23 protein-coding genes are annotated in these 23,796 nt (G+C 47.4%); 14 read left to right on the top strand and 9 right to left on the bottom strand.

Going from position 1 to position 23,796, the window contains the following annotated elements; all coding sequences use genetic code 11:
• Positions 1 to 26: 26 nt before the first annotated feature.
• The 5 genes from BKE30_RS02180 to BKE30_RS02160 all read left to right on the top strand — a co-directional run bounded on the left by BKE30_RS02180 (position 27) and on the right by BKE30_RS02160 (position 2,931).
• The gene (locus tag BKE30_RS02180; protein ID WP_076877090.1) at positions 27 to 272 is read left to right on the top strand and encodes a sulfurtransferase TusA family protein; all 246 of its coding nucleotides are present in this window, start codon (positions 27 to 29) and stop codon (positions 270 to 272) included.
• A gap of 147 nt (positions 273 to 419) precedes the next feature.
• Positions 420 to 1,283 carry an RNA polymerase sigma factor RpoH gene (rpoH, locus tag BKE30_RS02175; RefSeq protein WP_076877031.1) on the top strand — a complete coding sequence of 288 codons (864 nt, stop codon included), beginning with the start codon at positions 420 to 422 and terminating at the stop codon, positions 1,281 to 1,283.
• A 204-nt stretch (positions 1,284 to 1,487) separates the two neighbouring features.
• Positions 1,488 to 1,853, top strand: a complete 366-nt coding sequence (locus BKE30_RS02170; RefSeq protein WP_076877030.1) for a DUF423 domain-containing protein — start codon at positions 1,488 to 1,490, stop codon at positions 1,851 to 1,853.
• 8 nt (positions 1,854 to 1,861) lie between these two features.
• Positions 1,862 to 2,071 (top strand): sulfur carrier protein ThiS, encoded by a 210-nt coding sequence (thiS, locus tag BKE30_RS02165; RefSeq protein ID WP_198938033.1) that lies wholly within the window; start codon positions 1,862 to 1,864, stop codon positions 2,069 to 2,071.
• 44 nt (positions 2,072 to 2,115) lie between these two features.
• Positions 2,116 to 2,931 (top strand): thiazole synthase, encoded by an 816-nt coding sequence (locus BKE30_RS02160; RefSeq protein WP_076877088.1) that lies wholly within the window; start codon positions 2,116 to 2,118, stop codon positions 2,929 to 2,931.
• A 91-nt stretch (positions 2,932 to 3,022) separates the two neighbouring features.
• Here BKE30_RS02160 and gstA read toward each other — a convergent pair whose 3' ends face one another.
• The 5 genes from gstA to BKE30_RS02135 all read right to left on the bottom strand — a co-directional run bounded on the left by gstA (position 3,023) and on the right by BKE30_RS02135 (position 9,192).
• The gene (gstA, locus tag BKE30_RS02155) at positions 3,023 to 3,625 is read right to left on the bottom strand and encodes a glutathione transferase GstA (RefSeq protein ID WP_076877029.1); all 603 of its coding nucleotides are present in this window, start codon (positions 3,623 to 3,625) and stop codon (positions 3,023 to 3,025) included.
• 129 nt (positions 3,626 to 3,754) lie between these two features.
• The gene (locus BKE30_RS02150; RefSeq protein ID WP_076877028.1) at positions 3,755 to 4,717 is read right to left on the bottom strand and encodes an amino acid--tRNA ligase-related protein; all 963 of its coding nucleotides are present in this window, start codon (positions 4,715 to 4,717) and stop codon (positions 3,755 to 3,757) included.
• Between the two features lie 65 nt (positions 4,718 to 4,782).
• Entirely contained in the window at positions 4,783 to 5,856 is a 1,074-nt protein-coding gene (locus tag BKE30_RS02145; protein ID WP_076877087.1) for a 4-phosphoerythronate dehydrogenase, read from the bottom strand.
• Positions 5,857 to 6,037: 181 nt separating this feature from the next.
• Positions 6,038 to 8,470: an ABC transporter permease gene (locus BKE30_RS02140; RefSeq protein ID WP_076877027.1), complete on the bottom strand. Its 2,433-nt coding sequence runs from the start codon at positions 8,468 to 8,470 to the stop codon at positions 6,038 to 6,040.
• A 2-nt stretch (positions 8,471 to 8,472) separates the two neighbouring features.
• Positions 8,473 to 9,192: an ABC transporter ATP-binding protein gene (locus tag BKE30_RS02135; protein WP_227518299.1), complete on the bottom strand. Its 720-nt coding sequence runs from the start codon at positions 9,190 to 9,192 to the stop codon at positions 8,473 to 8,475.
• A 123-nt stretch (positions 9,193 to 9,315) separates the two neighbouring features.
• On the opposite strand from BKE30_RS02135, the gene BKE30_RS02130 reads away from it, so the two are divergent.
• Entirely contained in the window at positions 9,316 to 9,966 is a 651-nt protein-coding gene (locus tag BKE30_RS02130) for an arylesterase (protein WP_143253628.1), read from the top strand.
• 105 nt (positions 9,967 to 10,071) lie between these two features.
• Here BKE30_RS02130 and BKE30_RS02125 read toward each other — a convergent pair whose 3' ends face one another.
• The gene (locus tag BKE30_RS02125; RefSeq protein WP_076877025.1) at positions 10,072 to 10,686 is read right to left on the bottom strand and encodes a carbonic anhydrase; all 615 of its coding nucleotides are present in this window, start codon (positions 10,684 to 10,686) and stop codon (positions 10,072 to 10,074) included.
• Positions 10,687 to 10,913: 227 nt separating this feature from the next.
• Between BKE30_RS02125 and BKE30_RS02120 the strand changes: the two genes are divergently transcribed.
• The 4 genes from BKE30_RS02120 (at position 10,914) to BKE30_RS02105 (ending at position 15,261) form a co-directional block, all read left to right on the top strand.
• Positions 10,914 to 12,200, top strand: a complete 1,287-nt coding sequence (locus tag BKE30_RS02120; RefSeq protein WP_076877024.1) for a mechanosensitive ion channel family protein — start codon at positions 10,914 to 10,916, stop codon at positions 12,198 to 12,200.
• Positions 12,201 to 12,437: 237 nt separating this feature from the next.
• A complete protein-coding gene (locus BKE30_RS02115; protein WP_076877023.1) occupies positions 12,438 to 13,442 on the top strand; it encodes an alpha/beta fold hydrolase in 1,005 nt (334 codons plus the stop codon).
• Between the two features lie 44 nt (positions 13,443 to 13,486).
• Positions 13,487 to 14,485 (top strand): hypothetical protein, encoded by a 999-nt coding sequence (locus BKE30_RS02110; RefSeq protein WP_076877022.1) that lies wholly within the window; start codon positions 13,487 to 13,489, stop codon positions 14,483 to 14,485.
• A 242-nt stretch (positions 14,486 to 14,727) separates the two neighbouring features.
• Positions 14,728 to 15,261, top strand: a complete 534-nt coding sequence (locus BKE30_RS02105) for a YbjN domain-containing protein (RefSeq protein WP_076877021.1) — start codon at positions 14,728 to 14,730, stop codon at positions 15,259 to 15,261.
• Positions 15,262 to 15,399: 138 nt separating this feature from the next.
• Here BKE30_RS02105 and BKE30_RS02100 read toward each other — a convergent pair whose 3' ends face one another.
• Together BKE30_RS02100 and BKE30_RS02095 are read right to left on the bottom strand one after the other, a co-directional pair.
• Complete coding sequence (locus tag BKE30_RS02100; protein WP_227518294.1) at positions 15,400 to 15,840, bottom strand: nuclear transport factor 2 family protein; 441 nt, start codon at positions 15,838 to 15,840, stop codon at positions 15,400 to 15,402.
• Positions 15,841 to 16,167: 327 nt separating this feature from the next.
• Positions 16,168 to 18,234 (bottom strand): NADPH-dependent 2,4-dienoyl-CoA reductase, encoded by a 2,067-nt coding sequence (locus BKE30_RS02095; protein ID WP_076877019.1) that lies wholly within the window; start codon positions 18,232 to 18,234, stop codon positions 16,168 to 16,170.
• A 212-nt stretch (positions 18,235 to 18,446) separates the two neighbouring features.
• Between BKE30_RS02095 and BKE30_RS02090 the strand changes: the two genes are divergently transcribed.
• Entirely contained in the window at positions 18,447 to 18,992 is a 546-nt protein-coding gene (locus BKE30_RS02090; RefSeq protein ID WP_076877018.1) for a PadR family transcriptional regulator, read from the top strand.
• A gap of 271 nt (positions 18,993 to 19,263) precedes the next feature.
• Here the strand turns inward: BKE30_RS02090 and nfuA are convergent, their stop codons facing one another.
• The gene (gene nfuA, locus BKE30_RS02085; RefSeq protein ID WP_076877085.1) at positions 19,264 to 19,932 is read right to left on the bottom strand and encodes a Fe-S biogenesis protein NfuA; all 669 of its coding nucleotides are present in this window, start codon (positions 19,930 to 19,932) and stop codon (positions 19,264 to 19,266) included.
• Between the two features lie 220 nt (positions 19,933 to 20,152).
• Between nfuA and BKE30_RS02080 the strand changes: the two genes are divergently transcribed.
• From BKE30_RS02080 to BKE30_RS02070, 3 genes are all read left to right on the top strand, one after another.
• Positions 20,153 to 20,767, top strand: a complete 615-nt coding sequence (locus BKE30_RS02080) for a rhomboid family intramembrane serine protease (RefSeq protein ID WP_076877017.1) — start codon at positions 20,153 to 20,155, stop codon at positions 20,765 to 20,767.
• Positions 20,768 to 20,933: 166 nt separating this feature from the next.
• A complete protein-coding gene (locus BKE30_RS02075) occupies positions 20,934 to 22,625 on the top strand; it encodes an arylsulfatase (RefSeq protein ID WP_076877016.1) in 1,692 nt (563 codons plus the stop codon).
• 10 nt (positions 22,626 to 22,635) lie between these two features.
• Positions 22,636 to 23,769 carry an SUMF1/EgtB/PvdO family nonheme iron enzyme gene (locus BKE30_RS02070; protein ID WP_076877015.1) on the top strand — a complete coding sequence of 378 codons (1,134 nt, stop codon included), beginning with the start codon at positions 22,636 to 22,638 and terminating at the stop codon, positions 23,767 to 23,769.
• Positions 23,770 to 23,796: the final 27 nt, after the last annotated feature.

Raw genomic sequence — 23,796 nt, 5'->3', positions numbered from 1 at the left:
ACCAGCTATTTAATGCAGGCTATGCCATGACTTCTACTGATGCCCCCCAAAAAAAGATTGATGCCACAGGTCTGGCCTGCCCACTTCCCCTTCTTAAACTTAAACAGGCCCTGCATGGTATGGCTGAGGGTGAGGCCATACATCTAATAGCTAGCGATGCAAATAGCCTGACTGACATTAAACGGTATTGTGAAATTGCTGGTCATGATTTTAAAATTATTCATCAAGAAAATCAGCGTCTTGAATTTTTAATCAGCAAGAAAAATTCATAGTTTGTGATACATTTACCAGATGACACCGATTGTTGTAACTTTACACAACTAAACTTAAATCTTGCATAAGTAATTGTGCTATAACCCTTATAATTCAAAATTAAAGCAACAGGGCCAGCCTTTAAAAGCCCTAATCAAGGAGTTTTCATGAGCGACAGCACTAACCAGCTGATGCCCTTGTCTTTAACCGCTCCAGGCGTAAACTTGGGCGCCTATATCAGCACCGTTAACCAGATTCCAATTTTAACGGCTGAGCAGGAAAAAGAACTTGCTGATCGTTATTTCTACGATCAGGATGTTGATGCGGCCAAAATGCTTGTTATGTCTCACCTGCGCTTTGTGGTTCATATTGCAAGAAGTTATGCCGGTTATGGTTTGCCGCAGGCTGACCTGATTCAGGAAGGTAATCTGGGCCTGATGAAAGCCGTTAAGCGCTTTGACCCGACCATGGGCGTGCGTCTGGTGTCGTTTGCCGTACACTGGATTAAAGCAGAAATTCATGAGTTTGTTATCCGTAACTGGCGAATTGTTAAAGTAGCGACTACCAAGGCACAGCGTAAGTTGTTCTTTAATTTGCGTAGCCTGAAAAAAGCCAGCCGCAAGTTAACGCTGGACGAAGCTGCTGCTATTGCACAGGACTTGAATGTTACTGCTGAGCAGGTTCTGGAAATGGAAGGCCGCCTGACTGCTTATGATGCATCGTTTGAGGCACAGGCCGATGATGACGATGAAGGCCGTGTAGCGCCGGTTATTTATCTGGAAGACAGTCGCTATGATCCGGCTCGTGAAGTTGAAGATGCGGATTGGGAAGCGCACAATAACAATGCACTACATAGTGCCATGGGCATGCTGGATGACCGTTCGCGTACCATCCTGCAACGGCGCTGGCTGGATGATGACAAGTCTACCCTGCATGAACTTGCTGCCGAGTACAATGTATCTGCCGAGCGCATTCGCCAACTTGAAAAAAATGCCATGGAAAAAATCAAGACTGCCATGATGGCTGGCTAAAGCTGCTTTTGATCATCCCTTTGAACTAATTTTTAGTCCTAGAAATACTGAAAGATGAGAGTCATAAAATTCATGTTTTATGGCTCTTTTATTTTGGCTTAGCTGGGTGTTTTATTTGAATAAAGCGGCTCTACCGCTGGCTTTCATGGTTATTTAAGCTAGTTTTGGGTAAACTAGCGGCCTGCACAATGAGGAATAATCTTGATGTGGATTGCTATTGCTGCCATTAATTTGGCAATTGCCGTGGTGCTTGGCGCATTTGGTGCGCATGGTTTAAAAAGCCGTGCATCCGTTGAACAACTGGGCTGGTGGCATACTGCAACCGAGTATTTTTTTTATCATGCCCTTGGCTTGCTGGCGCTGGGTATTTTGACAAAAATCCTGCCTGAACTGTCCTTTAAATTACCGGCTGTATTGCTACAACTGGGTATTATTATTTTCTGTGGTTCACTATATTTGATGGCGCTGGGTGCACCGCGCTGGTTTGGCGCGATTACCCCTATTGGCGGGTTAGCCATGATCGCAGGCTGGCTGGGTCTTGCATGGATTATGGTTCGGGTACAAGCATGAGTAACAACATGAACGACGCTATTCACGTACACATTAATGGTGAAGCCAGACAGGTGAAATCAGTAATACTGGCAGCCCTGATTGCCGAGCTTGGCCTGCAAGATAAACGCCTTGCTGTCGAGCTGGATGAAATGCTGGTGCCCAAGAGCAAACATGCTGAAACTGTGCTACATGATGGCGCAAAAATTGAAATTATTCAGGCTGTTGGTGGAGGTTAATGATGTCACAGCTTAGCAACAATGGTCTTTCTTCTGATCAAACCATGCCAGAACGGCCTGCCATAAGCGAAAGCCTGACTATTGGTTCGCGTCAGTTTAATTCCCGCTTGCTGGTGGGTACTGGCAAATACAGGGATCTGGCTGAAACCGGTGCTGCAATTGAAACCAGTGGTGCAGAAATTGTCACAGTTGCCATTCGCCGGGTGAATATTGGGCAAAACCCGGATCAGCCAAATCTGTTGTCAGTGATTTCACCAGAAAAATATACCATTTTGCCCAATACGGCAGGCTGTTTTGATGCAGATAGTGCCATTCGTACCTGCATGCTGGCGCGTGAATTACTGGATGGGCACAATCTGGTCAAACTGGAAGTGCTGGGTGACCAGAAAACCCTGTATCCCAATGTGGTACATACGCTAAAGGCGGCACGCACCCTGATTGATGACGGTTTTGAGGTGATGGTGTATACCTCAGATGACCCAATCATTGCCCAGGAACTTGCAGACATGGGCTGTGTTGCCGTGATGCCTTTAGGTAGCCTGATTGGTTCCGGTCTGGGCTTAACTAATCCGCATAATATTCGCCTGATTCTGGAAAATGCCGCCCAAAGTAAAAATCAGGTACCGATTATTGTGGATGCCGGTGTTGGTACTGCCAGCGATGCCGCCATTGCCATGGAACTGGGTTGTGCCGGGGTGCTGATGAATACTGCGATTGCCGCTGCCCAGCAGCCTGTGCTGATGGCTTCTGCCATGAAAAAAGCTGTGGAAGCAGGCCGTGAGGCTTATCTGGCAGGACGTATGGCGAGAAAGCCTTACGCTGCTGCAAGCTCACCAGAAACTGGGTATTTCTTTAAATAATCCATGTACTACTGCCTAGGTTGTTAAAAAAAGGGGCCTCACGTTGCCCCTTTTTTTATCTACTGCTTTTATCCTGCATGATGCAAACACGTTACATGAGGCCTTCTTCTTTCAGGCTTTTTTGTACAGCAGGATATTCACCTACCTTTTGCTGATGAATCTGCAAATTAGGAAACTGGCTTAAATCCAGTTTCATGTTATTGGCCCAGGTTAAAATCACAAACAAGTAAATGTCAGCAATACTGAGGACATCACCTGTCACATAAGCCTGCTGTTGCAGCACCTGATCAATATATCCAAAACGGTTGTTGATTTTATCCTGTGCCGCTTTTTTGGCCTCCTCACTGGATGCAGGATTAAACAGGGGTGCAAAGCTTTTATGAACTTCTGAACCAATAAAAGCCAGCCACTCTATTACACGAATTTTGGGCAGGCCCTGTTGTGGGAATAAATGATAATTTTGCTGGCTTTCCGATAAATACTGCGCCACAGCAGGCAGCTCGGTAATGCGCTCACCGCTCTCGAGTTCTAGGGTTGGAACGTAACCTTTTGGATTAATTTCATAATAATCACGGCCATCTTCTGTTTTGTGGCTTTTTAAATCCACCCTCACCAGTTGGTAATCAATCCCGAGGTCATTCAGCAGTACATGAATAGTTAAAGGACAGGCACCGGGTGAATAATACAGTTTCATGTGTTCATTCCTTAGCTGGCAAGAGCTTAAGAGTCTAGCAGCTTGCCTACGCCGTATGTCCCGGCCTTTGTTTCAGCCTGTTGTGTTTGCATTAACAAACAGATGACCTAAAGCATTTTCTGAGCAGGTCTAATCCGGGTATACAGGAAAACTCATTACCTGATCAATCCGGCGCTTATCCATCAGTAACATCAGCAGACGATCCAGCCCCAGTAAAATTCGGCCATGGGGTAAAACAGTGTGCTGATTTTCCAGAATTTCATTCTCCAATATTTGGTTTTCTAATTTTGGGTTTTCTGGCATGTGATTTAATGACTGTTCAATGTGCATTTGCTGGCCGCTAGCCAGTTTTAAGCCATCAATATATAAATCAAATTTTGTGGCGACTGTAATGCCATCATCATTAACTTTGCTTTGCGCCGTGGCAGCCATTTCCAGTGGAAAATCCGTTAAAAACACAGGCTGGTTATAGCCCAAGGTGGGTTCGACAAAATGGCAAAAGAGCGCCTCTAGCCATGCCATACGGTCTTCCCCGTAATTAACATTTAAGCCAACACGGCGCGCCAGCTCCTTAAGCTGTTTGATTTCTGCCCGATGCGGATTGATATCCAGCCGACGCATAAAAGCATGCTGATAGCTGATGACTTCAAAATCAACCCGATAACCAAATACGTGGGCCAGCAACTCATCAATATCCTGCATGAGTTGCGCAAAGGTGGTATCCGGTGTGTACCACGCCAGCATGGAAAATTCACTGCTGTGTTTACGTTGCTGCTCGTGCGCTTTTATAGAATGAGGGAATACCTTGCAAATCTGGTAAATTGCCCCACAGCCACATGTTAGTAATTGCTGCATGGCAAAGGCTGGCGAAGTGTGTAAGCAGGTTGGCAAATCACTGCGTTGAGCCTCTCCGATAATCTGCCGCTGGACAATTATGGCCGGATTGTTACTGTTTTGAACTGACTGCAAAACTGGAGTTTCCACCTCCAGCACCTGCCGCTGGCTAAAAAACTCACGAATATGCTGATACAGGATGGCCCGCGCGCGTATGGCTTGTAATCTGCCCGAAAGCTGGGAAGAAGTTGCATTCATGGAACAGGTTTCCGGCGATATTTTTTAGTTAATAACACAATGAGCATCAAAACGATCAAGCCCAATTAAAATGATTGATCGCCATAGGCAGCCCACTCACGGCGCAAAGGATAAGTTTTACGTAAGTAATCAAAATGTGCAGCATCTACCATGCCATCTTTATTGAGTCCTGCCCGTAATGCCTGATCATCAGCACGGATATTATAAAGCTGTGGTAGCAAGGGGAGTAATTGCGTGGATAAGGGCTGCTTGAGGTTAAACAATACAGGCATGTCAGCAAGCTGGCTTTCAAACTGTTTGGAGGCTTCCCGCTTAAAATGCTGGCAAAATGCCTGATACACCATTTGTGTGCCGCGTGCCTTGCCTTCCAGACTATAACCGGCAATATGCGGTGTAGCCAGCGCCAGATGATCCAACAAATTGCGACTAATGATTGGTTCATGCTCAAACACATCCAGTACCACTGGGCGCTGCGTTTTTGCAATGTCATTTAATAATGCCTGTTCACTCACCACTTCGCCACGGGCTGAATTAATCAGCAAACAGGCAGGCTTCATCTGTTCAAAGGTTTGGGTATTAAACAAATGATAGGTGGCATGCTGACCGGTATGCGTGAGCGGTACATGAATGCTGATAGCATCCGACTCTGCCAGTAGTTGCGCAAAGCTCAGGTTTTCAATTTCTGGCAGTTGCACGTTTGGGTCAGTGCCAATAACGCGCCAGCCCAGTCGCTGTGCAAGTTGTGCCAGCCTGCTGCCTACATTGCCAAGGCCAACAATGCCAAGGCAAAAATCTGTGCCAGCCTGAACCCTTTCAGGTTGCAGGGTTAAAATGGCTGTCACGACATATTCAGCCACGGCCTGCGCATTACAACCCGGTGCATGAGTCACTTCAACATGATTTGTAGCAAGGCCAGCCAGGTCAATATGATCAGTACCTATAGTTGCACTGCCCACAAATTCAACGGCTGAGCCTTCCAGTAACGCTGGCGTTACCTTGGTGACCGAACGTACCAGTAAGGCATTGGCTGCAGTTAGATCCTCAGCCTGAATACCACGGCCTGCCCGGTAGTCAATTTCGGCCAGATCCGCAAAAAAGTAATCAGTCAGGGCCAGATTTTCATCGGCAATAACTTTCAGGGTATTGTTATTGAATGATTGCTGGACAGTCTGGTCGTTCAAAGTGGCATCCTTATACTGATTGGTAACGAAAATTGATGAAATATCTGTTTACAGCATAGCCAAGGCAGGATGCTAGGCCTGCCTCAATATCATTGCTGATTCAAAATCACTCTTATCTTAAAGTCCTTTCCTCTTACAATCACTCTCGCCTTAAGATCATTAGGGGTGATGTATTCCAGAGTGGCCGTAAACGGGACTGACCAATTAATAATGCCAGACACAGCATAATAACCGGCAGAATAATCCACCAGCTGTAATGCAGGCCAAATGGAATATTTAAACGCCAGCTCATCAGGGCAGCCACACTTTCTGCCAGAATGACAGCCATAAAGCCAGCCAGCACCCCAATCAAGGCCATTTCCACGCTTAAACGCATGCGCAATTGCTGGCGTGACAAGCCAATTACCCGTAATAAAATGACTTCACGCTGGCGCTGGTCGACCAGTAACTGCAAACTGGCCAGCAACACCAGCACGCCGGCTATGGATACCAGAGCAGCCAGTAATGCCAATGCCTGCCCCAGTACTTCCAGCAAGCGGCGTACTTCATTTAACACTGCATCAATATCAATAAAAACTGTGGTTGGGAAGTCTGCAATAAGCTGTGCCAGTTGCTGATGCTGGGTTGGCGGTACATAAAAGCTGCCCAGATAACTGCCTGCAAACTCGTCCATGCTACCCGGTGAATAAATAAAGAAGAAGTTTGGGCTAAAGCTATCCCAGTTGACACTGCGGATACTGACCACCTCTGCGACCAAATTACCTTCCGGCAGGCTCATGGTGAGTTGATCGCCCAGATTAATGCCCAGGCTGGTTGCCGTTTCCTGCTCGACTGATACCTGATTGACAGCGTTAAAAGGCTTGCCGGCCAACACCTGATTGTCGGCTGGAAACTGGCTGGACTGGGTCAAGTTAAGTTCACGGCGCAGACTATTGTGCTGTTTGGTTTGTGCTGCGCTAAAAGGCTGGCCATTTTTTGCAATCAAGCGGCCTTTAATATTGGGATACAGCGGTGTACCTTGCCATTGCTGTAATTGCAAACGCTGCACAAACTCAGCTTTCTGGTCAGGCGGCAGGCCATATACAAACTGGTTGGGCGTGCCTTGTGGCAGACTGGTTTGCCAGCGCTGCATCAGGTCATTGCGCAGAAACAGCAAGATGGTAAGTAAACCCAGCCCAAGTGATAAAGCCAGAATTTGCAGACTGATTTGCCTAGGCTGACGAATATAGCTTTGGCCAAAACTAGTTTTCTGGATGAGCTTTAGCATCAGTAGTGTGATGACATATAGCACTGCCAGCAACACCAGCACGCCACCCAGCAAGGTAATACTCAAACCCAGCTTGCCGGTTTGTACCAGTAAAAAAACAAATAGTGCAAGAAAGGCGCTGCCGCCAATCAGGATTTTAGACCAGCTAAAATGCTGTTCCACCCGGCGAATGACCCGTAACGGCGACACATAGATCAGCCGCAATAAGTCCGGTACGGCAAAGCCCGCCAGCAATACGGCGGCAGCAAAAATACCGGTCAATAGTGGCATGCCCAGCAAAATGACTGGCTGAAACTGTAATTCCAGTGCCGGTAGTGCCTGATGTAAAATGTGCAGCAAACCATACGCGACCCCGGCACCCACAATAGTGCCGCTAATGGCAGCAGCCAGCAGGAGCAAGCCCAATAATCCCAGATACACCAGAATCATTTGCCGGTGGCCCGCTCCCAGACAGCGCAGCATGGCAAACTGGTCTATTTGTTCCGTCACATAACGCTGGCAAGCCAGTGCAATGGCAACCCCACACAGCAGCATGGTCAGGATACTGGCAATTTGTGCATAGTCATCCAGTGTGCGAACTGGGCGCATCAGGCGGGTATTGCCCTGACTGGCTGTACGCAACTGTACGCCCTGAGGCAGGTTATCCTTATAGCGCTGCTCAAAAGCCTGCACCTGTTGCGGCTGCCCTGCCATAATCAGCCGGTAATCAATGCGACTACCCACCTGAATGGCTTTTGTCCGTGCCACATCCTGCTGGTTGATAATTACTGTGGGAGAAAACCCGCTCATACCGGTTTCCTGATTGGGGTCCCGCACAATGGAAGCCATCACCTTAAAGCTGGCATCGCCAATTCGAATCTGGTCACCCAGCCGGACTTTCAGCAAGTCAAACAGGCGCGGCGTTAACCAGATGGTTTGTGGTGCTGGAATACCCGTTGACGATGATTGCACAGGCTCAATGCCCAGTGTGCCGCGCAAGGGAAATCCGGGGTTTACTGCCTTGACATTAACCAGTACAAACTGCTCACCAGTTTGCGCCATGCTGCTAAAAACCGTACTGGCATTGGTACGCAACTGACTGTCCTGCGCACGCTGTTGCCACACCGCATCCAGTGGCTGGTTGCTGCTAAGCACCAGATCCCCTGCCAGAAGCTGACCTGCCTGCTGGTTTATGGCAATGCTGAGGGTATCACTGGTAAAACGCAAAGCTGTCGTTGCAGTCACCGCCAGCACCAGTGCTGCAAACAGCATCCAGACACCACGCCCCACCATACTCTGGCGCAGCATTAAAATAAACAGTCCCATGGCTAATCTCCAGTTGCTGCGCGATCTTCAGCGACTGAGCGACTAAGATGCCCTGTGCCAGCAGCCTGAAAATGGCCATCCTGCAAATGCAGTTGCCGGTTACAGCGGCTGGCCAGTTCCAGATCATGGGTTACCAGCACCAGCGTCGTGCCACGTTCCCGGTTTAAATTAAACAGCAAATCCTCAATGGCACGGGCAGTATGTCCATCCAGATTTCCGGTTGGCTCATCGGCAAAAATAACCTGAGGCTCAGTCACTAATGCACGCGCAATGGCTACCCGTTGCTGCTCGCCGCCGGATAATACCCGTGGTGTTTGCAGCATACGATCCTGCAAACCAACCCGCTCCAGCAACTCCTGACTACGCAGGCGGGCCTGACGTGGTGATACCGTTTTGCTTAAGGTTAAGGGCAGCATGACGTTATCCAATGCCGATAAATGATTTAATAACTGAAAAGACTGAAAAACAAAGCCCACATAATGCAGGCGCACCCGCGCACGTTCATCTTCATTTAGCTGATGCAAGGCCTGCCCGCACAAAAAAATACGGCCTGCGGTAGCCTGATCCAGACCAGCCAGCAAACCCAGCAAGGTAGATTTACCTGAACCGGATCGCCCGGTTATAGCCACCTGCTCACCTGCCATAATTTGCAGATCCAGCTGATGCAAGATAGTCATTTCGCTGCTGGCCGTCTTCACTTTTTGCTCAAGTTGCTCTGCCATAATAATTGGCTTGGAAAGTATGGCCTGAGTGCCAGTTAAACCTTCTGCAACAGTCTGTTTGGGATGATTCTGTTTTAATGGCTGTTGTCCTGATACCGAGCTTGGATGAATCTGGTTTTGCATATGAAATTCTCTGTTAAAATTCCTGTTTTTCAGCCTGTTAACATTCTGGGCACCACGCTTGTAATGACATTATCATTACTACTTAGTCAGGTCGCCAGTGCTAAAACAATCCTGATTTTAGGAGACAGCATTAGTGCTGGCTATGGCATTAATGTAGAGCAAGGCTGGGTAGCTAGGTTGCAGCAGCGCCTTAACCAAAAATATCCCAAACAGCATCAGGTCATCAATGCCAGTGTGAGCGGTGAAACCACCAGTGGTGCGCTGGCACGTTTGCCCAAATTGCTTACAACCTATAAGCCACAGGTTGTGGTAATAGAACTGGGCGGTAATGATGCCTTGCGTGGCCAACCGCCAGCGGGAATTCAAAGCAACCTGACCCGGCTGGTGAATTTAACGAAAAATGCCAAGGCCGAGCCACTTTTACTGGGCATGAAAATTCCACCTAATTATGGCAGCGCCTACAGTAAAGCGTTTGAACAAACTTTCAGTAGTGTTGCCAAGACTCAGCAAGTGAAACTGGTGCCATTCTTTTTGCAGGGCATTGCAGGCAATAATAAGCTCATGCAGCGTGATCTGGTACACCCTGCTGCAAGCGCACAAACCCGCCTATTGGACAATGCCTGGCCGCAAATTGAAAAGACATTAAAATAAGATATTAATCAAAAATTACTGAACATAAAAAAGGCGGCCTGTACTCAACAGAACCGCCTTTTTTATAGAGCTGGCTTATATCTAACCCGTATAAACACTAGAAGATCAAATATCAAAAAACTCTACTTTACCGGTTTCCAGTGAGTACTCTGCCCCTACCACCTTGAGCTCACCTTTTTCAATAAGCTGCTCCAGCACGGCTGAACCATGACGTAGCTGGTTCACCGAGGCCTGCACATTGGCACGCACGGCATATTTGCACAATTTGTCCAGATCATGGCGCAAATCGGTATGCATCAGAATTTCGACTGAAGGCCGCACCCGGTTGACAATCGACATTAAATTGCTGGATGGTTTTTGATCGGGATGGCGTAACGCGTCAATAGTGGCCGCAATGGCGCCACAGTGTGAATGCCCCAGTACCACCACCAGCGGCGCATCATAGCGTTCGGCGGCAAATTCCACACTGCCCACTTGTGAGGGTGCCACGATATTACCGGCCACACGTATCACAAACAGGTCACCCAGACCCTGATTAAATACAATTTCCGCAGGAACCCGGGAATCGGAACAACCCAGAATAATGGCAAATGGGTTTTGCTCTTTGGCCAGTGTCGCACGCTCCACCAGACTTAAATGTGTATCCTTGGCAGGCTTTCCTGCGACAAATTCTGAATTACCCTGTTTTAAGCGCTCAAGTGCATCTTGTGCAGTAATCATCAAGTATTTGCTCAACATCGGTTTGCTGTTAACTTGTTGGGTATTATAGCCAAACTTTTTATGCTTTGCTGACCTGAGTTGCTGGGCTTTGTTTTTACAATGTGCTGCGCCCTGCCATGTTTAAAGTATTTCGTACAATTTCCAACAAAATGGGAACCTTTTTTTGGTCTGCATCTGAATTCAGGCACTTACAATGACCGCTTTGGTGCAAAAATAGTCTAGGTGACATGCAAAATTTTGAACTGTGGAATCGTTTTGAACATTGGTTAAATCATTATAACTGGATTGAAATGCTGTTAGGCCTCGGCATTTTGATTGTAGTGGCATGGCTTGCCAACTGGTTGGCCAAGCATGTGCTGGTACGGGGTTTTCGCCGTTTTAGCCAATTGTTGCCCTTAAACCGTGATGGTGCATTAAGCCGTTATAAAGTCATCGACCGCTTTGCCAAAATTTTGCCTGCCCTGATTATTAAGGTAGGGATTGCTCAGGTTCCCCATTTACCGGCAGGTCTGGTTAGAATTATTGAAATGCTGGCCCAGGCCTGGGTATTCATTATTATTGTGATGACCATTAGCGCGATGCTTAATGTGGGCAATAGCCTGTATCAGCGTCGGCCCGATGCACGCAACAAGCCCATTAAGGGTTATTTGCAACTGGTCAAGATTATCCTGTTTATTGTTTGCGCCCTGATGATTATTGGCACTTTCCTGCAAAAGGATGTGTTTACCCTGCTGGCCGGTTTTGGTGCCATGGCCGCTGTACTCATGCTGGTGTTTCAAAATACCATTTTGTCACTGGTAGCCAGCGTCCAGATTTCATCCTATGACATGGTGCGGCTGGGTGACTGGATTACCATGCCCGGACTTAATGCCGATGGTGATGTCATTGATATGTCGCTCAATACCATTAAAGTCCAGAACTTTGATAAAACCATTACCACCATTCCGACCAATCGTCTTGTAACTGATACTTTCATGAACTGGCGCGGCATGAGCGAGTCTGGGGGCCGGCGGATTAAGCGGGCTATTTTGCTAGACCAGACCAGCGTGCATTTTCTGGATGATGATGAATACCAGCATTTAAAGTCGTCTTTTTTGCTGGATAAATATTTAAATCAAAAAAATCAGGAAATTGTGGCGTGGAATGAAAAACTGGGCAAGCAAGCCAGTAGCAAGCTCAACCAGCGTGCGCTAACCAATCTTGGAACCTTTCGTGCCTATATTCAGAATTACCTGCAACATCATCCCGGTATTCATCAGGAAATGACCTTGCTGGTACGTCAGCTTGACCCGACTGCACACGGTTTGCCACTGGAAATTTATTGCTTTACCAATAACACCGACTGGACTTTTTATGAAAATGTGCAGTCGGATATTTTTGATCATTTGCTGGCGATATTGCCGGAATTTGGTTTGCGGGTATTTCAGCAGCCCAGTGGTGCTGATCTGGCCAATATGGGTTTTACCATGCCGCCAGCGCAACCTGAACACACAGCGGTGCAACATCAGGAGTAGTATCAATCAGAACAGGTTTCATAACCCAGACAAGCACCATTAATCAAAAATAAAAATTTTAGCCTCAAGCCAGCCGGACTGTTTTCAAATTCAGTCCGGCTTGTTTTTATGCGCTTGTTTTAACCCCGATTAGCCATTGACCTAAAAAAATTAAAAAAACAGTGTGATTGCCAATTGTAAATCGTTACTGTCTGCTACGCTAAGTGCGATAACAATCTTTTTTCAGGGACTAGAGGTATGTTGAAAATAATTTGCAAGCCATTGCTACCAATTGTCATGGCACTGGGGTTAACTGGAATCACAACTGTGGCGGCACAGGCTGCGCCCCTGACCCAGCAAAGTTTCCAGCAGGTTTTACAGGAAGAACGCAGCTGGGCAGGCTTAACCACCCGCACCCTTAAAGTGGGTGATATTGAATGGACTTATAGCGAAGGTGGAGACAAAGCCAAGCCAACCGTAATGCTGGTGCATGGCCTGTCCGGTAGCCGCGACAACTGGAACCGGGTGGCACGTTACCTGACCCCTTATTACCATGTCATTATTCCTGACCTGCCTGCACATGGGGATACCAAGGTTCCAGCCGAATTTGACCTGCAAATTCCCAATATGGTGGAAGCCCTGCGTCGCTTCACTGAGGCGGCCAGCATTAATAAAAACCTGAATGTGGCAGGTCATTCGCTGGGTGGTGCCGTTGCCGGCCTGTATTCTGCACAATACTTTTTTGATGTGCAAAGCCTGTTATTGATTGATAGCGCTGGCGTATTTAAAAGCACCCAAAGCCCTTACCTCAAAGACCCGACCCTGCTACGCGACATTGTGGTGACCAAGCCGGGGGACTTTGATAAGCTCATGAAAATTGCCATGTACAATCCACCCTTTATCCCGTCTGCCCTCAAGCAGGAACAGGAAAAAGTAATGATTGCGCAAGCAGACAATACCCGCAAGGTAATTGAGCAACTGATCAAGCTGTATGGCTACTATACCCCGGAAACCTTTGCACTGGCCGCCCGTGCCATTGAAGCGCCAACCCTGATTATCTGGGGTAAGCAGGACAAGATTATTGATGTCAATGTGGTGCCAGAACTCAAGGGATTAATTAAAAACGCACAGGAACCGGTGATTTTGCCCAACGTGGGCCATACGCCCATTCTGGAAGCCGAACAGCTGGTTATTCAAAAGTACCTGCCCTTTTTGCAAAAAGCAGTGGCAACCCCCAACCCGTTTGCCGGATCAGCGCCTTAATACTGGCCTTGGTTTATTAAGCACTTTTAGTCTTCGAGGCTCTTATGACTCATCCCAAAGCAGAACAACTTTTACAGGCCCAGTTGCGCTATATCCTGATGCAATTGCAGTCCGAGCAAACCGTCAGTAATGAAGTCAACACACTGGTGGCGCACCTGTCGGACAAGCCTATTGAACAGCTAATTACGCTGGAACACCTGCAAGCGCTGCTGGGTAAGCAGGCACTGGATTATCCGGTACAGGTCCACCTGACAGAACAAATTGTGTCGCAAATCCAGTTTGCCTTAACGCATGCCAGCAATGACAGCATCAAGATTGCCGACCTGATTCCTGCTGATTCAGTAGAAACCGTAGCCCAGTACCTGTCCTCACAAAAAGATCACCGTGAAGCATTTATTCACCGGATTTTTAGCAATCCGGCCTATGCCCAGATGCTGTCGCAAACCATTAGCCATGCCATTAATGACTACATGGAAAACAACGTGATTGCCAAGAAAATGCCCGGCATGGGTAGCCTGATGAAAATGGGCAAAAGCGTGCTGGAAAAGGCCACTGACAGCAATCTGGATTCTGCCTTGCAGGGTTACTTAAGCAAGAATATTAACAACCTGATTGCCGTAAGTGAAAAAATGGCAAACCGCCACCTCAATGACCAGCAGGTGTATCAACTGATTAAACAGGGCTGGCAAAGTGTGGCACAGCAGCCAGTCAGCATGGTGAATAACTATGTGGATAATGAAGGCCTGAACAGCGGTGCGCAAGTGATTAGCCGCACTTGGGATAGCCTGCGCAGTAGTGACTATATCCGCACACAGGTCAATGACGGCATAGCGCACTGGTATAGCCAGAACAAGCAGCATACGCTGGGCAAAATCCTGCGTGATGTCAATGTGGATGCCGCACTGATTGAGCAGGAACTCAAACTGGCGATTATGCCGGTAGTACGTCAACTGGTTGAAGAAGGCTATGTGGCACAGCGTGTAGAAGCTCGCTTGCGTGATTTTTACCAAACCAGTGAAGTGGCAGCCATTTTTGCCGATTAACCCGTTAACCTGTTGTTTAAGCCATTAATTTAACATGGTGCATGCGCTGGCTGAAGTTGCCGATTCATGCGCCATTGTTATTTTAAAGTTTCCTGCTACAGGTAATGGAATGCCTTAACGTCAAATAATGTCTTGAGGCTAACTGCCCGAGAAATTTTATAACTACATCTCTTTAACTGCTTTTTATGACATTTCATGGCACACTTAGTTCTTGAGATTTTATGTTTTAGAACCAGTTTTTTATGACCCAATTATTGTCTGATACCGTAGAAACGCTACTGGCCGAAGAAGGCTTTAAGGTAGACCGGGTGAAACCCATTGTTCCTGCCACTGCATTAGACGAGGACAATACTGTTACCTTCCGGATTTTTGTAAAAGGCCATAAAGGTGAATGGCCGTGCATGGTACGCTGTTTTGAAAATACCTCGCGTGTGCTGGTGTATAGCCTGTATCCCGATCAGGTGCCGGATCATCTGCGTTCACGTATCAGTGAGCTGATTTGCCGCATCAATTATGGCCTGATTCTGGGTAACTTTGAGATGGACTGGGACGACGGCGAACTGCGCTATAAAACCAGCATCGATGTCGAAGGGTTTGGCCTCAACAGCACCATTTTGCGTAATCTGGTGTATGGCAATTTTCACAGCTTTGACCTGTACTTTCATGCACTGGCGCTGGGCATGGATACCGAGCGTGATCTGGACATGATTGTGATGGAAGCTGAAAATCCAGACATGCCCAAAGGTTTTGATCTGGTTGATGAGATTGTGCACTAAACACCCTTGAACAGTGTGTCGTTAAATTTTTAGCAACCAAACAAAAAGCTGGCCACCTGATTGGGTTGCCAGCTTTTTGTTTTATTAGCCTTATCTTTTTACCATGACTTCAAATCACAGCAAACTCGCCTTGGCAAATTAGCCTTTGTGCGCTTCAAGCTGGGCACCCACGCGAGCACCCATTTCCTTGCCCAGCGCAGCCAGTGCATTAAATGGCCGGATCATCACTTCAAAATCCACGATCTTGCCCTGTTCATCAAAGCCAATCATATCAATACCCTTAAGCGCCTTACCATCCACCACAGCGCTAAATTCCAGCACCACTTGCATGCCATCAGGGGTTACAAATTCACGATGATAGGTAAAATCCTGAAAAATGGTAATTACTGTTTTCAGGATTAGCCCAACCGCCAGCGAACCCGTATAGGGCCGGTGCGCCATTGGTGAGCGAAATACCACATTCTGGTCCAGCAAATCGGCCAGAATGCTCATGTCGCGCGTTTGTAGCATGTGATGCCATTTTTCCAGTGAGGCAGCGACCGCAGGTTGAAGCTGTGCAGTCATTAATGATGTAGCCATTCTCGTTCTCCCTGAACGTTTGTTTATCATTTTCAGATTGGGCAGCGCTGGTTAAATTTAATAAAGTGCTTTTAAATATCTGGTTTCGACATGCTCATTTACCATTGAAGCACGGTTCCTGAGCTGGTCGAAGGACCGCACGCAACCTTAACTGCCGCCTGCTTTCATTGAGCGCTCAACCAAGCTCATGCCGAGAGCTTGACGAAATAGTAGAAGGCAAGAAGATGACTTATGAAAGAAATCTCATGCTATTGCCTCAATGAATACTGCCAACAGGTTTTTAACGTACCCGCTGGCCGTAATCTGACTAACCAGATAAGTGCTCTATTAAATGGCCAGTGCCAGCTCTGTACCGTTTAAAATGGCACGCTTGGCATCCAGCTCGCCAGCTTCCAGCGCACCACCAATCAGGTGCGTGGAAATACCAGCAGCCTGCAAGTCGTCATACATGGCACGTAGGGGTTCCTGTCCGGCACAGATAATAATGTTATCCACATCCAGCACTTTTTCCTGGCCGTCGACCAGAATATGCAGGCCCTGCTCGCTGACTTTTTCATAGCTGGCCCCGTTAATCATGGTGACGTGCTTATGCTTTAAGCCCGCCTTATGAATCCAGCCCGTGGTTTTGCCCAAGTTGGCACCCACCGGCGTGGATTTACGCTGTAACAGGTACACTTCGCGTGGACTGGCTTCAGGCTGAGGCTGGGTAATACCGCCACGATGCTCATAACTGGTGTCAATGCCCCACTCGGCAAAAAACTTCTTCGGATTTAAAGTCGCGCTTTCACCTTCATGGGTCAGGTATTCAGACACATCAAAGCCAATGCCGCCTGCACCCACCACAGCCACGCGCTTGCCTACAGGTTTCTTGTCACGCAATACGTCCAGATAGTTCAGCACTTTGGGGCTATCAATGCCTTCAATATTGAGGTGACGCGGGGTCACACCAGTTGCCAGCACCACTTCATCAAACTGGCCATTTTTTAACACGTCCAGATCAGCATACTGGCCCAGTTTTAAATCCACTGTGCCCAGCTCAAGCTGACGCTTGAAATAACGCAGGGTTTCATAAAATTCTTCCTTGCCCGGAATCAGCTTGGCCACATTAAACTGGCCGCCAATCTGGTTGGCGGCATCAAACAATGTAACCTGATGGCCGCGCTTGGCTGCAGTGGTTGCAAATGCCAAACCGGCCGGGCCTGCACCGACAACTGCAATTTTCTTGGCTTTTTCTAACGGTTTTGCGGTCAGTACGGTTTCATGGCAGGCATATGGATTAACCAGACAAGAGGTGATTTTGCCCACAAAAATGTGATCCAAACAGGCTTGGTTACAGCCAATACAGGTATTGATTTCATCGGCCCGGTTGGCTACAGCCTTTAAAACAAACTGCGAATCGGCCAGGAACGGACGTGCCATGGATACCATATCGGCAGAACCTTCAGCCAGAATTTGCTCGGCAACATCCGGCGCATTAATTCGGTTGGTGGTGACCAAAGGAATGCTGACTTCAGCTTTTAGTTTTTTGGTGACCCACGCAAATGCCGCACGCGGCACTTTGGTGGCAATGGTAGGGATACGCGCTTCATGCCAGCCAATACCGGTATTGATGAGCGTGGCACCCGCCTGCTCCATGGCTTTGGCTAGTTGCACCACTTCATCATAACTGGAACCGCCCTCTACCAGATCCAGCATGGACAAGCGATAAATGATAATAAAATTGGTGCCGACTGCCTCACGAATGCCACGTACAATTTCCAGCGCAAAACGGATACGGTTTTCATAGCTACCGCCCCACTCGTCAGTCCGGTGATTGGTACGCTCTGCAATAAACTGGTTAATTAAATAACCTTCCGAGCCCATCACTTCCACACCGTCATAACCGGCAACCTGCGCCATTTTTGCACACTGCACAAAGTCTGCAATGGTGCGTTCAATTTCTTCGCCAGTGAGTTCATGCGGTACAAATGGATTAATGGGTGCCTTGACTGCACTCGGTGCAACGTTACTTGGGTTATAGGCATAGCGGCCAGTGTGCAGGATTTGCAGGGCAATTTTGCCACCTTCAGCGTGCACGGCATCGGTCACAATTTTGTGGTGCTGGGCTTCTTCCAGACTGCTTAACACAGATCCACCCTGCACTACCGCACCTTCAGGATTAGGGGCAATGCCACCAGTTACAATCAGGCCAACGCCGCCACGCGCACGCTCTGCATAAAACGCTGCCATGCGCTCATGTCCACCGGGAAGCTCTTCTAGTCCCAAGTGCATGGAACCCATCAGGGTACGATTGCGTAAAGTGGTAAAGCCCAGATCAAGCGGGGCTAACAGATGGGGATAAGCAGTAAACTGATCGTGTGACTGATTATTAGGCTGGGCATTGGGGTTTGACATGGCTGGCTATTCCTTATTCGCGGAAATTAAAACGCTGGCGGCTGTGATCAGCAGTACATTGCTTTGTTCAAAAGACTGGTTCACAACTATGCACTTTGTTGCATGATTTTGTATGTGGATTTTATAATTTATTTTCCATCACTATGCAACTGGTTGCATAAATTATTTTTCCAGTATTTAATGCCATTCTGATTAATCATTAACTGCACTGCATGTCTTTATCCCACGTTTTGCTTACCTCACTACTGGAAAAACCAAGCTCCGGCTACGATCTGGCACGCCGTTTTGACAAGTCCATGGGCTTTTTCTGGAGTGCCACCCATCAGCAGATTTACCGCGAGCTAAAGCGTATGGAAGATCAGGGCTGGATTAGCTCTAACCCCGCGCTAGATGCCGGTAAAACCAAAAAGAAAACCTATGAAGTGCTGGATGCAGGCAAGCAGGAATTAAAACAATGGGTTATGCTGGCCACTGACCCCTATCTCATTCGTGAAGAAATGGCGGTGCGCCTGCGCGCCGAGGCAATACTTGGCCCATTGGGTATTGATGAAGAGTTAAAACGGCACCTGAAACTGCATGAAGAAAAACTGGCACTGTATCTGGCCATCGAGCAGCGTGATTTTAAGAAAGACACTGTGCTTAGCCGTGAACAGCAAATTCAGCACCGGGTATTGTTATTAGGCATTGAAACGCAAAAAACATGGATTCAATGGGCAAAAGACACCATTGCCTTGTTTAAAAAGCTAGATCAAAATTAATTGTTTTTAACAGCATAGGACAACATGCTATAGATGAAACAGTGAAGGTCTTTTGCAATTGTTTGAGGCAGGAAGAATTTAATTTAGAGTTTTAATTAACTCTAGCAAGAAAAACTATTCTAGGAATCCTTTGCCGAGTTTTGCAAAAGAAAATGGTTTTGCCTACTTTTCCCGAAAGAAAAGTAGGTCGAACCGAAGGTTAATCCGCTTATCAAACCCAAGTTGATAAGATACTGCTGTGCAAGCTATTATCGCTGATACAATGCACAACTTACTTAAAATAAGCGCCTTCTTTTTGCGTATGGTCGGTTTTATCAATCACACGGCCCAGCTCAGGAATATGCTCTTTCAGCGTGGTTTCCACACCCTGCTTTAAGGTCACGTCTACCGCAGAACAGCCCTGACAACCGCCACCAAACTGTAGTACCGCAGTCAAGCCATGTTCATCATCGTTGAATAGCTCAACCAATGACACATTGCCGCCATGCCCTGCCAGTCCCGGATTGATTTCAGCTTGCAATACATAAGCAATGCGTTCTTCAACCGACGCATCCGCACCAACACGAGGCACTTTGGAATTGGGCGCCTTAAAGGTCAACTGACCACCAAAGCGATCCTTGTTGTAATCAATCACTGCATCTTTTAGATACGGAATGGAAGGCGTATCGATATAAGCCGGAAAGCCATCATATTGCTGCTGATAATCCAGTGTATTGACTTCTTCGGGCGTAGAATACGCCATGCAGCATTCTGCACGGGCCGTACCCGGATGCTCTACAAAAATGCGTACACCAATGCCGGGGGTATTTTGCTTGCCCAGCAGCTCGTTCAGGTATTCCTGAGCGCTAGGCGTAATCACCATATTAGGCGTCATCTCATCAGATAAGCTTGTATTTTGAGCGGCTTGATTTTCAATAGTAGAGGCATTTTCAACAGACATTACAACTAACTCCTGCGCAGAGGGCACATCATAGCGCATAGATGAGGGCTATGACCATCAAACACAAGTTTAAGTGATTTTTTTGGCAAAATGTTAGAAAACCCTTTGCAAAAATACCGATAATTATTATTGGCTAAAAATGTAACTAGGCGTTTATACACAACAATTTGACCCAAAAGTATTTTACTATTCCATCACAATAATCATTAACCCGACTAAAATGCTAGGTTTACCTTTTTCCCATACCCTGACACTCATTATTATCACCTGTCTGCTGTCTTTTATTGCATTTAGCAATCGTACGGTAATGAATCGCCTGATCATGTGGCCGCCTGCCATGCGCCGTGGCCAGTTTGACCGTTTTATTACCTACGGATTTGTACATGCCGATGGCACGCATTTGCTGTTTAACATGATTACCCTGTATTTTTTTGGCCGCGCCATTGAAGCCTTTTACCGGCCTTATTTTGCAGGAATGGGTTTTATCCTGTTTTATCTGGCCGCGCTGGTAGTGGCCATGCTACCCAGCTATTTCAAGCATAAAAACGATCCCAACTATTTGAGCCTTGGGGCCTCAGGTGCCGTATCAGCAGTGTTATTTGCCTATATCCTGTTTGCCCCATGGAACCTGATTTTTGTATTTTTCATTCCCATGCCCGCCATAGTCTATGCCTTACTGTATACAGCTTATACGGTATATTCGGCACGGCGTGGAAAGGACAATATCAACCACAGTGCCCATCTATGGGGCGCAGGCTTTGGTGTGGTGGCAACCATTGCCATTGAACCAAGATTAGTGCCGCGCTTTATGCAGGAGCTGCTACAACTTCATTAAAATCATTGGGTGCAACTCAGGGCTAGTTTTAAAACTTAGGGTCAATCCATTTATTTGGCTTCATTTTACTTATATCTTTATTCGATAGCCTTGTTCATTTTAATTATTTTTAAACTATAAACGCTGTCCTTACTATTCCTCCATGTTATTTTTTAGAGGAATATCAATGTCTACTTTTACTACAAAGCAGTTTCTGGTTGCAGGCTTATGCAGCGTTGCTGTTGGCCTGACTGCCTGCACCGATAATGATAATAACGCTGAGGCCAGTGTGCCCGCTGTAGAAAAAAAGAAACCAAATATTCTGTTTATTATGGCTGATGATCTGGGTTATTCAGACCTTGGTGCGTTTGGTGGTGAAATCAGTACGCCCAATATTGACGCGCTGGCCAGCACAGGCCGGATACTCACCGATTATCATACCGCACAGGCCTGTTCTCCTACTCGCTCACAGCTATTGTCAGGCACGGATCATCATCTGGCCGGCATTGGCTCAATGGCTGAAAGCATTAATGATCATGTGCGCGGTGCCGATGGCTATGAAGGCTACTTAAATGACAAGGTCTTATCCCTGCCGCAAATTCTAAAAGACAATGGCTACCATACCTATATAGCAGGTAAATGGCATCTGGGTCTTACCCCACAATATGGCCCCAAGGCACGTGGCTTTGAGCGCTCATTTGTGCTGCTACAAGGCTATGATTTGCATTATAAGGATAAACCCGCCAGCGTGCAGCGACCCGGCACCTATACCGAAGACGGGCAGGCAGTTGAATTGCCTGATGGTTTTTTTTCCACCAACTACTATACCGACAAGCTGCTGGATTACCTCAGTAGCAACAAGGATGACAAGCCGTTTTTTGCCTATGCGGCCTACACTGCCCCGCATTGGCCTTTGCAGGCACCGGATGAGTTTATTGCCAAATATAAAGGCAAATATGATGCCGGTTATGATGCCATTCGCACCCAGCGCCTTGCACGCCAGAAGCAGCTCGGTATTGTACCGGTTGATTTTCAGCCTGCTCATCCATTAACCACAGCAAACACACCCGGCAATGCCGGGAACTGGAATGAGCTAACGGACGGACAAAAAAAGATTGAAGCGCGCAAGATGGAAGTCTATGCAGCCATGGTGGAAAATCTGGACTACAACGTGGGCCGTATCATTTCAGAGCTTAAGAAAAATGGCCAGTATGACAATACGCTGATTTTCTTTGTGTCCGATAACGGCGCCGAAGGCTTTCCCCGAAATGCTAATGGTTTTGACAATAGCCTTGATAATATTGGTAAGCCTAGCTCGTATGTAAGTATTGGGCCACGCTGGGCTGAGGTGAGCTCTACACCATTTCACCTATGGAAGCTCACTGCCGGTGAAGGCGCCGTACTGTCTCCAGCGATTATCAAGCTGCCCAGTCAAACCAAAGCGGAAAACATTAATACCAGCTTTACCTCGGTCAAAGACGTATCACCCACCATTCTGGAAATTGCCCAAATCAACAATCCGGGCAGCCAGTACAATGGCAAAACTGTGCATCCGATTACGGGCAAGTCATGGTTATCCTTGCTGCAAAATAAAACCAGCACGGTGTATGGCGACAATTTTGTATTTGCTGATGAGTTGCATGGCAACCAGTATGTACGCACCGCCAACTGGAAACTGGCATTGCAGGCCCCTTATCAGGGTAAGCACATTTTTGGCACTGATGACTGGGAACTTTATGACATCAAAACTGACCGTGCCGAGCGCAATAACGTGGCCGCACAGCATCCGGATATTGTGGCAGACCTGAAAGCCAAATATGCCCAGTATGCCGGCCAGAATGGGATAAAACCGTTCTTTGGCCAGCAACAGCCGAAGTAGTCAGGCCACCATGAAAAAACAGTCTTTATACCAGTGCTATCGCTTGATGGCACTGGGACTTTTTATACTTCCTGTTCAGGGTTGCCATCAGCCAGTGTCTAGCCGGGATCAATCACAGTCCGCTTTATCGACAAAGTCATTGCCATTGAAGTTGGGGGCACTACAAAATTGTATGCACTATTCCGGCCTGCCAGAAAACTTTGGCAAAGACCCAAAAGCTGGCATGGCCTATATTGCCTCGGGTGAGTTGCAGATTGGCTCAACCCAAGGCTATCAGGATGAATTACCGCTTAAAAGTGGCAAGGCCAGTCATATAGCAGCCTTCTGGATTGACCAGACTGAAGTTACCAATGCACAATTTTCCCGGTTTGTAAAAGCAACTGGTTATATGACTGATGCTGAAAAAACAGGCGGCGGTGCGGTGTTTGTCCCCCCTGGAGCCGGAGCAGCCATCAGCAACAATAGCTGGTGGCATTTTGTCAAAGGCGCTAACTGGAAACAGCCCCATGGCCCCGGTAGCTCCATTCAAAATAAGGATCACGAACCAGTCGTATTGGTTACTAAAAATGATGCCGAACACTATGCGGTATGGCTGGGCCATGACTTGCCCACCGAAGCACAGTGGGAATATGCTGCCAAAGCCCAATTGCCTTTGCAGGGTCAGGAACAGCAGGCTAAAGCACATAAAGTAAATCTGCTGGACAAAGCCCCCCATGATAAGCATGGCATCCCCAGTGCCAATTACTGGCAGGGTGATTTTCCCTTACAAAACACTCAAGCTGACCATTTTGCCGGTATTGCGCCAGTAGGGTGTTATGCTGCTAATCCGTATGGCCTGTATGACATGATTGGGAATGTGTGGGAATGGACACAATCACCGTATTACAACAGCCATGAACAGGATGCAGACGCACATAACCTGCCAGATGGCCATGGCGGCAACCCGGCACTGGCCCGGAATTCAACGACTCAGGCAACTGCTTTTGACAGGGGTTTTGAGGCTCGCTCGTTTGTGATTAAAGGTGGCTCCTACCTGTGTGCTGCCAATTACTGTGTACGCTATAGAGCCGCAGCACGTCATCCACAGGAAACCAATTTGCCCACCAGTCATGTGGGTTTTAGAACCGTATTAAACCTGAAATAAGAGGTTAATCCTAAAAAAATACCCAGC

The sequence above is a fragment of the Alkanindiges hydrocarboniclasticus genome, from assembly GCF_001982605.1.
Lineage (GTDB): Bacteria > Pseudomonadota > Gammaproteobacteria > Pseudomonadales > Moraxellaceae > Alkanindiges > Alkanindiges hydrocarboniclasticus.
The sequence above is the reverse complement of the archived record's forward strand: the minus strand, read 5'-3'. Positions and strand labels throughout refer to the sequence as shown.

Bases quoted from the DNA above. Each gene is read 5' to 3' on its own strand.
- BKE30_RS02170 (WP_076877030.1), top strand. From the start codon at position 1,488: ATGTGGATTGCTATTGCTGCCATTAATTTGGCAATTGCCGTGGTGCTT.
- BKE30_RS02135 (WP_227518299.1), bottom strand. From the start codon at position 9,192: ATGGCAGAGCAACTTGAGCAAAAAGTGAAGACGGCCAGCAGCGAAATG.
- BKE30_RS02125 (WP_076877025.1), bottom strand. From the start codon at position 10,686: ATGATTACTGCACAAGATGCACTTGAGCGCTTAAAACAGGGTAATTCA.
- BKE30_RS02070 (WP_076877015.1), top strand. From the start codon at position 22,636: ATGAAAAAACAGTCTTTATACCAGTGCTATCGCTTGATGGCACTGGGA.
- gstA (WP_076877029.1), bottom strand. From the start codon at position 3,625: ATGAAACTGTATTATTCACCCGGTGCCTGTCCTTTAACTATTCATGTA.
- rpoH (WP_076877031.1), top strand. From the start codon at position 420: ATGAGCGACAGCACTAACCAGCTGATGCCCTTGTCTTTAACCGCTCCA.
- BKE30_RS02080 (WP_076877017.1), top strand. From the start codon at position 20,153: ATGCTAGGTTTACCTTTTTCCCATACCCTGACACTCATTATTATCACC.
- BKE30_RS02110 (WP_076877022.1), top strand. From the start codon at position 13,487: ATGACTCATCCCAAAGCAGAACAACTTTTACAGGCCCAGTTGCGCTAT.
- BKE30_RS02105 (WP_076877021.1), top strand. From the start codon at position 14,728: ATGACCCAATTATTGTCTGATACCGTAGAAACGCTACTGGCCGAAGAA.
- BKE30_RS02115 (WP_076877023.1), top strand. From the start codon at position 12,438: ATGTTGAAAATAATTTGCAAGCCATTGCTACCAATTGTCATGGCACTG.
- BKE30_RS02160 (WP_076877088.1), top strand. From the start codon at position 2,116: ATGCCAGAACGGCCTGCCATAAGCGAAAGCCTGACTATTGGTTCGCGT.
- BKE30_RS02120 (WP_076877024.1), top strand. From the start codon at position 10,914: ATGCAAAATTTTGAACTGTGGAATCGTTTTGAACATTGGTTAAATCAT.
- BKE30_RS02180 (WP_076877090.1), top strand. From the start codon at position 27: ATGACTTCTACTGATGCCCCCCAAAAAAAGATTGATGCCACAGGTCTG.
- BKE30_RS02100 (WP_227518294.1), bottom strand. From the start codon at position 15,840: ATGGCTACATCATTAATGACTGCACAGCTTCAACCTGCGGTCGCTGCC.
- BKE30_RS02090 (WP_076877018.1), top strand. From the start codon at position 18,447: ATGTCTTTATCCCACGTTTTGCTTACCTCACTACTGGAAAAACCAAGC.
- BKE30_RS02130 (WP_143253628.1), top strand. From the start codon at position 9,316: ATGAAATTCTCTGTTAAAATTCCTGTTTTTCAGCCTGTTAACATTCTG.
- thiS (WP_198938033.1), top strand. From the start codon at position 1,862: ATGAACGACGCTATTCACGTACACATTAATGGTGAAGCCAGACAGGTG.
- BKE30_RS02075 (WP_076877016.1), top strand. From the start codon at position 20,934: ATGTCTACTTTTACTACAAAGCAGTTTCTGGTTGCAGGCTTATGCAGC.
- BKE30_RS02140 (WP_076877027.1), bottom strand. From the start codon at position 8,470: ATGGGACTGTTTATTTTAATGCTGCGCCAGAGTATGGTGGGGCGTGGT.
- BKE30_RS02095 (WP_076877019.1), bottom strand. From the start codon at position 18,234: ATGTCAAACCCCAATGCCCAGCCTAATAATCAGTCACACGATCAGTTT.
- BKE30_RS02150 (WP_076877028.1), bottom strand. From the start codon at position 4,717: ATGAATGCAACTTCTTCCCAGCTTTCGGGCAGATTACAAGCCATACGC.
- nfuA (WP_076877085.1), bottom strand. From the start codon at position 19,932: ATGTCTGTTGAAAATGCCTCTACTATTGAAAATCAAGCCGCTCAAAAT.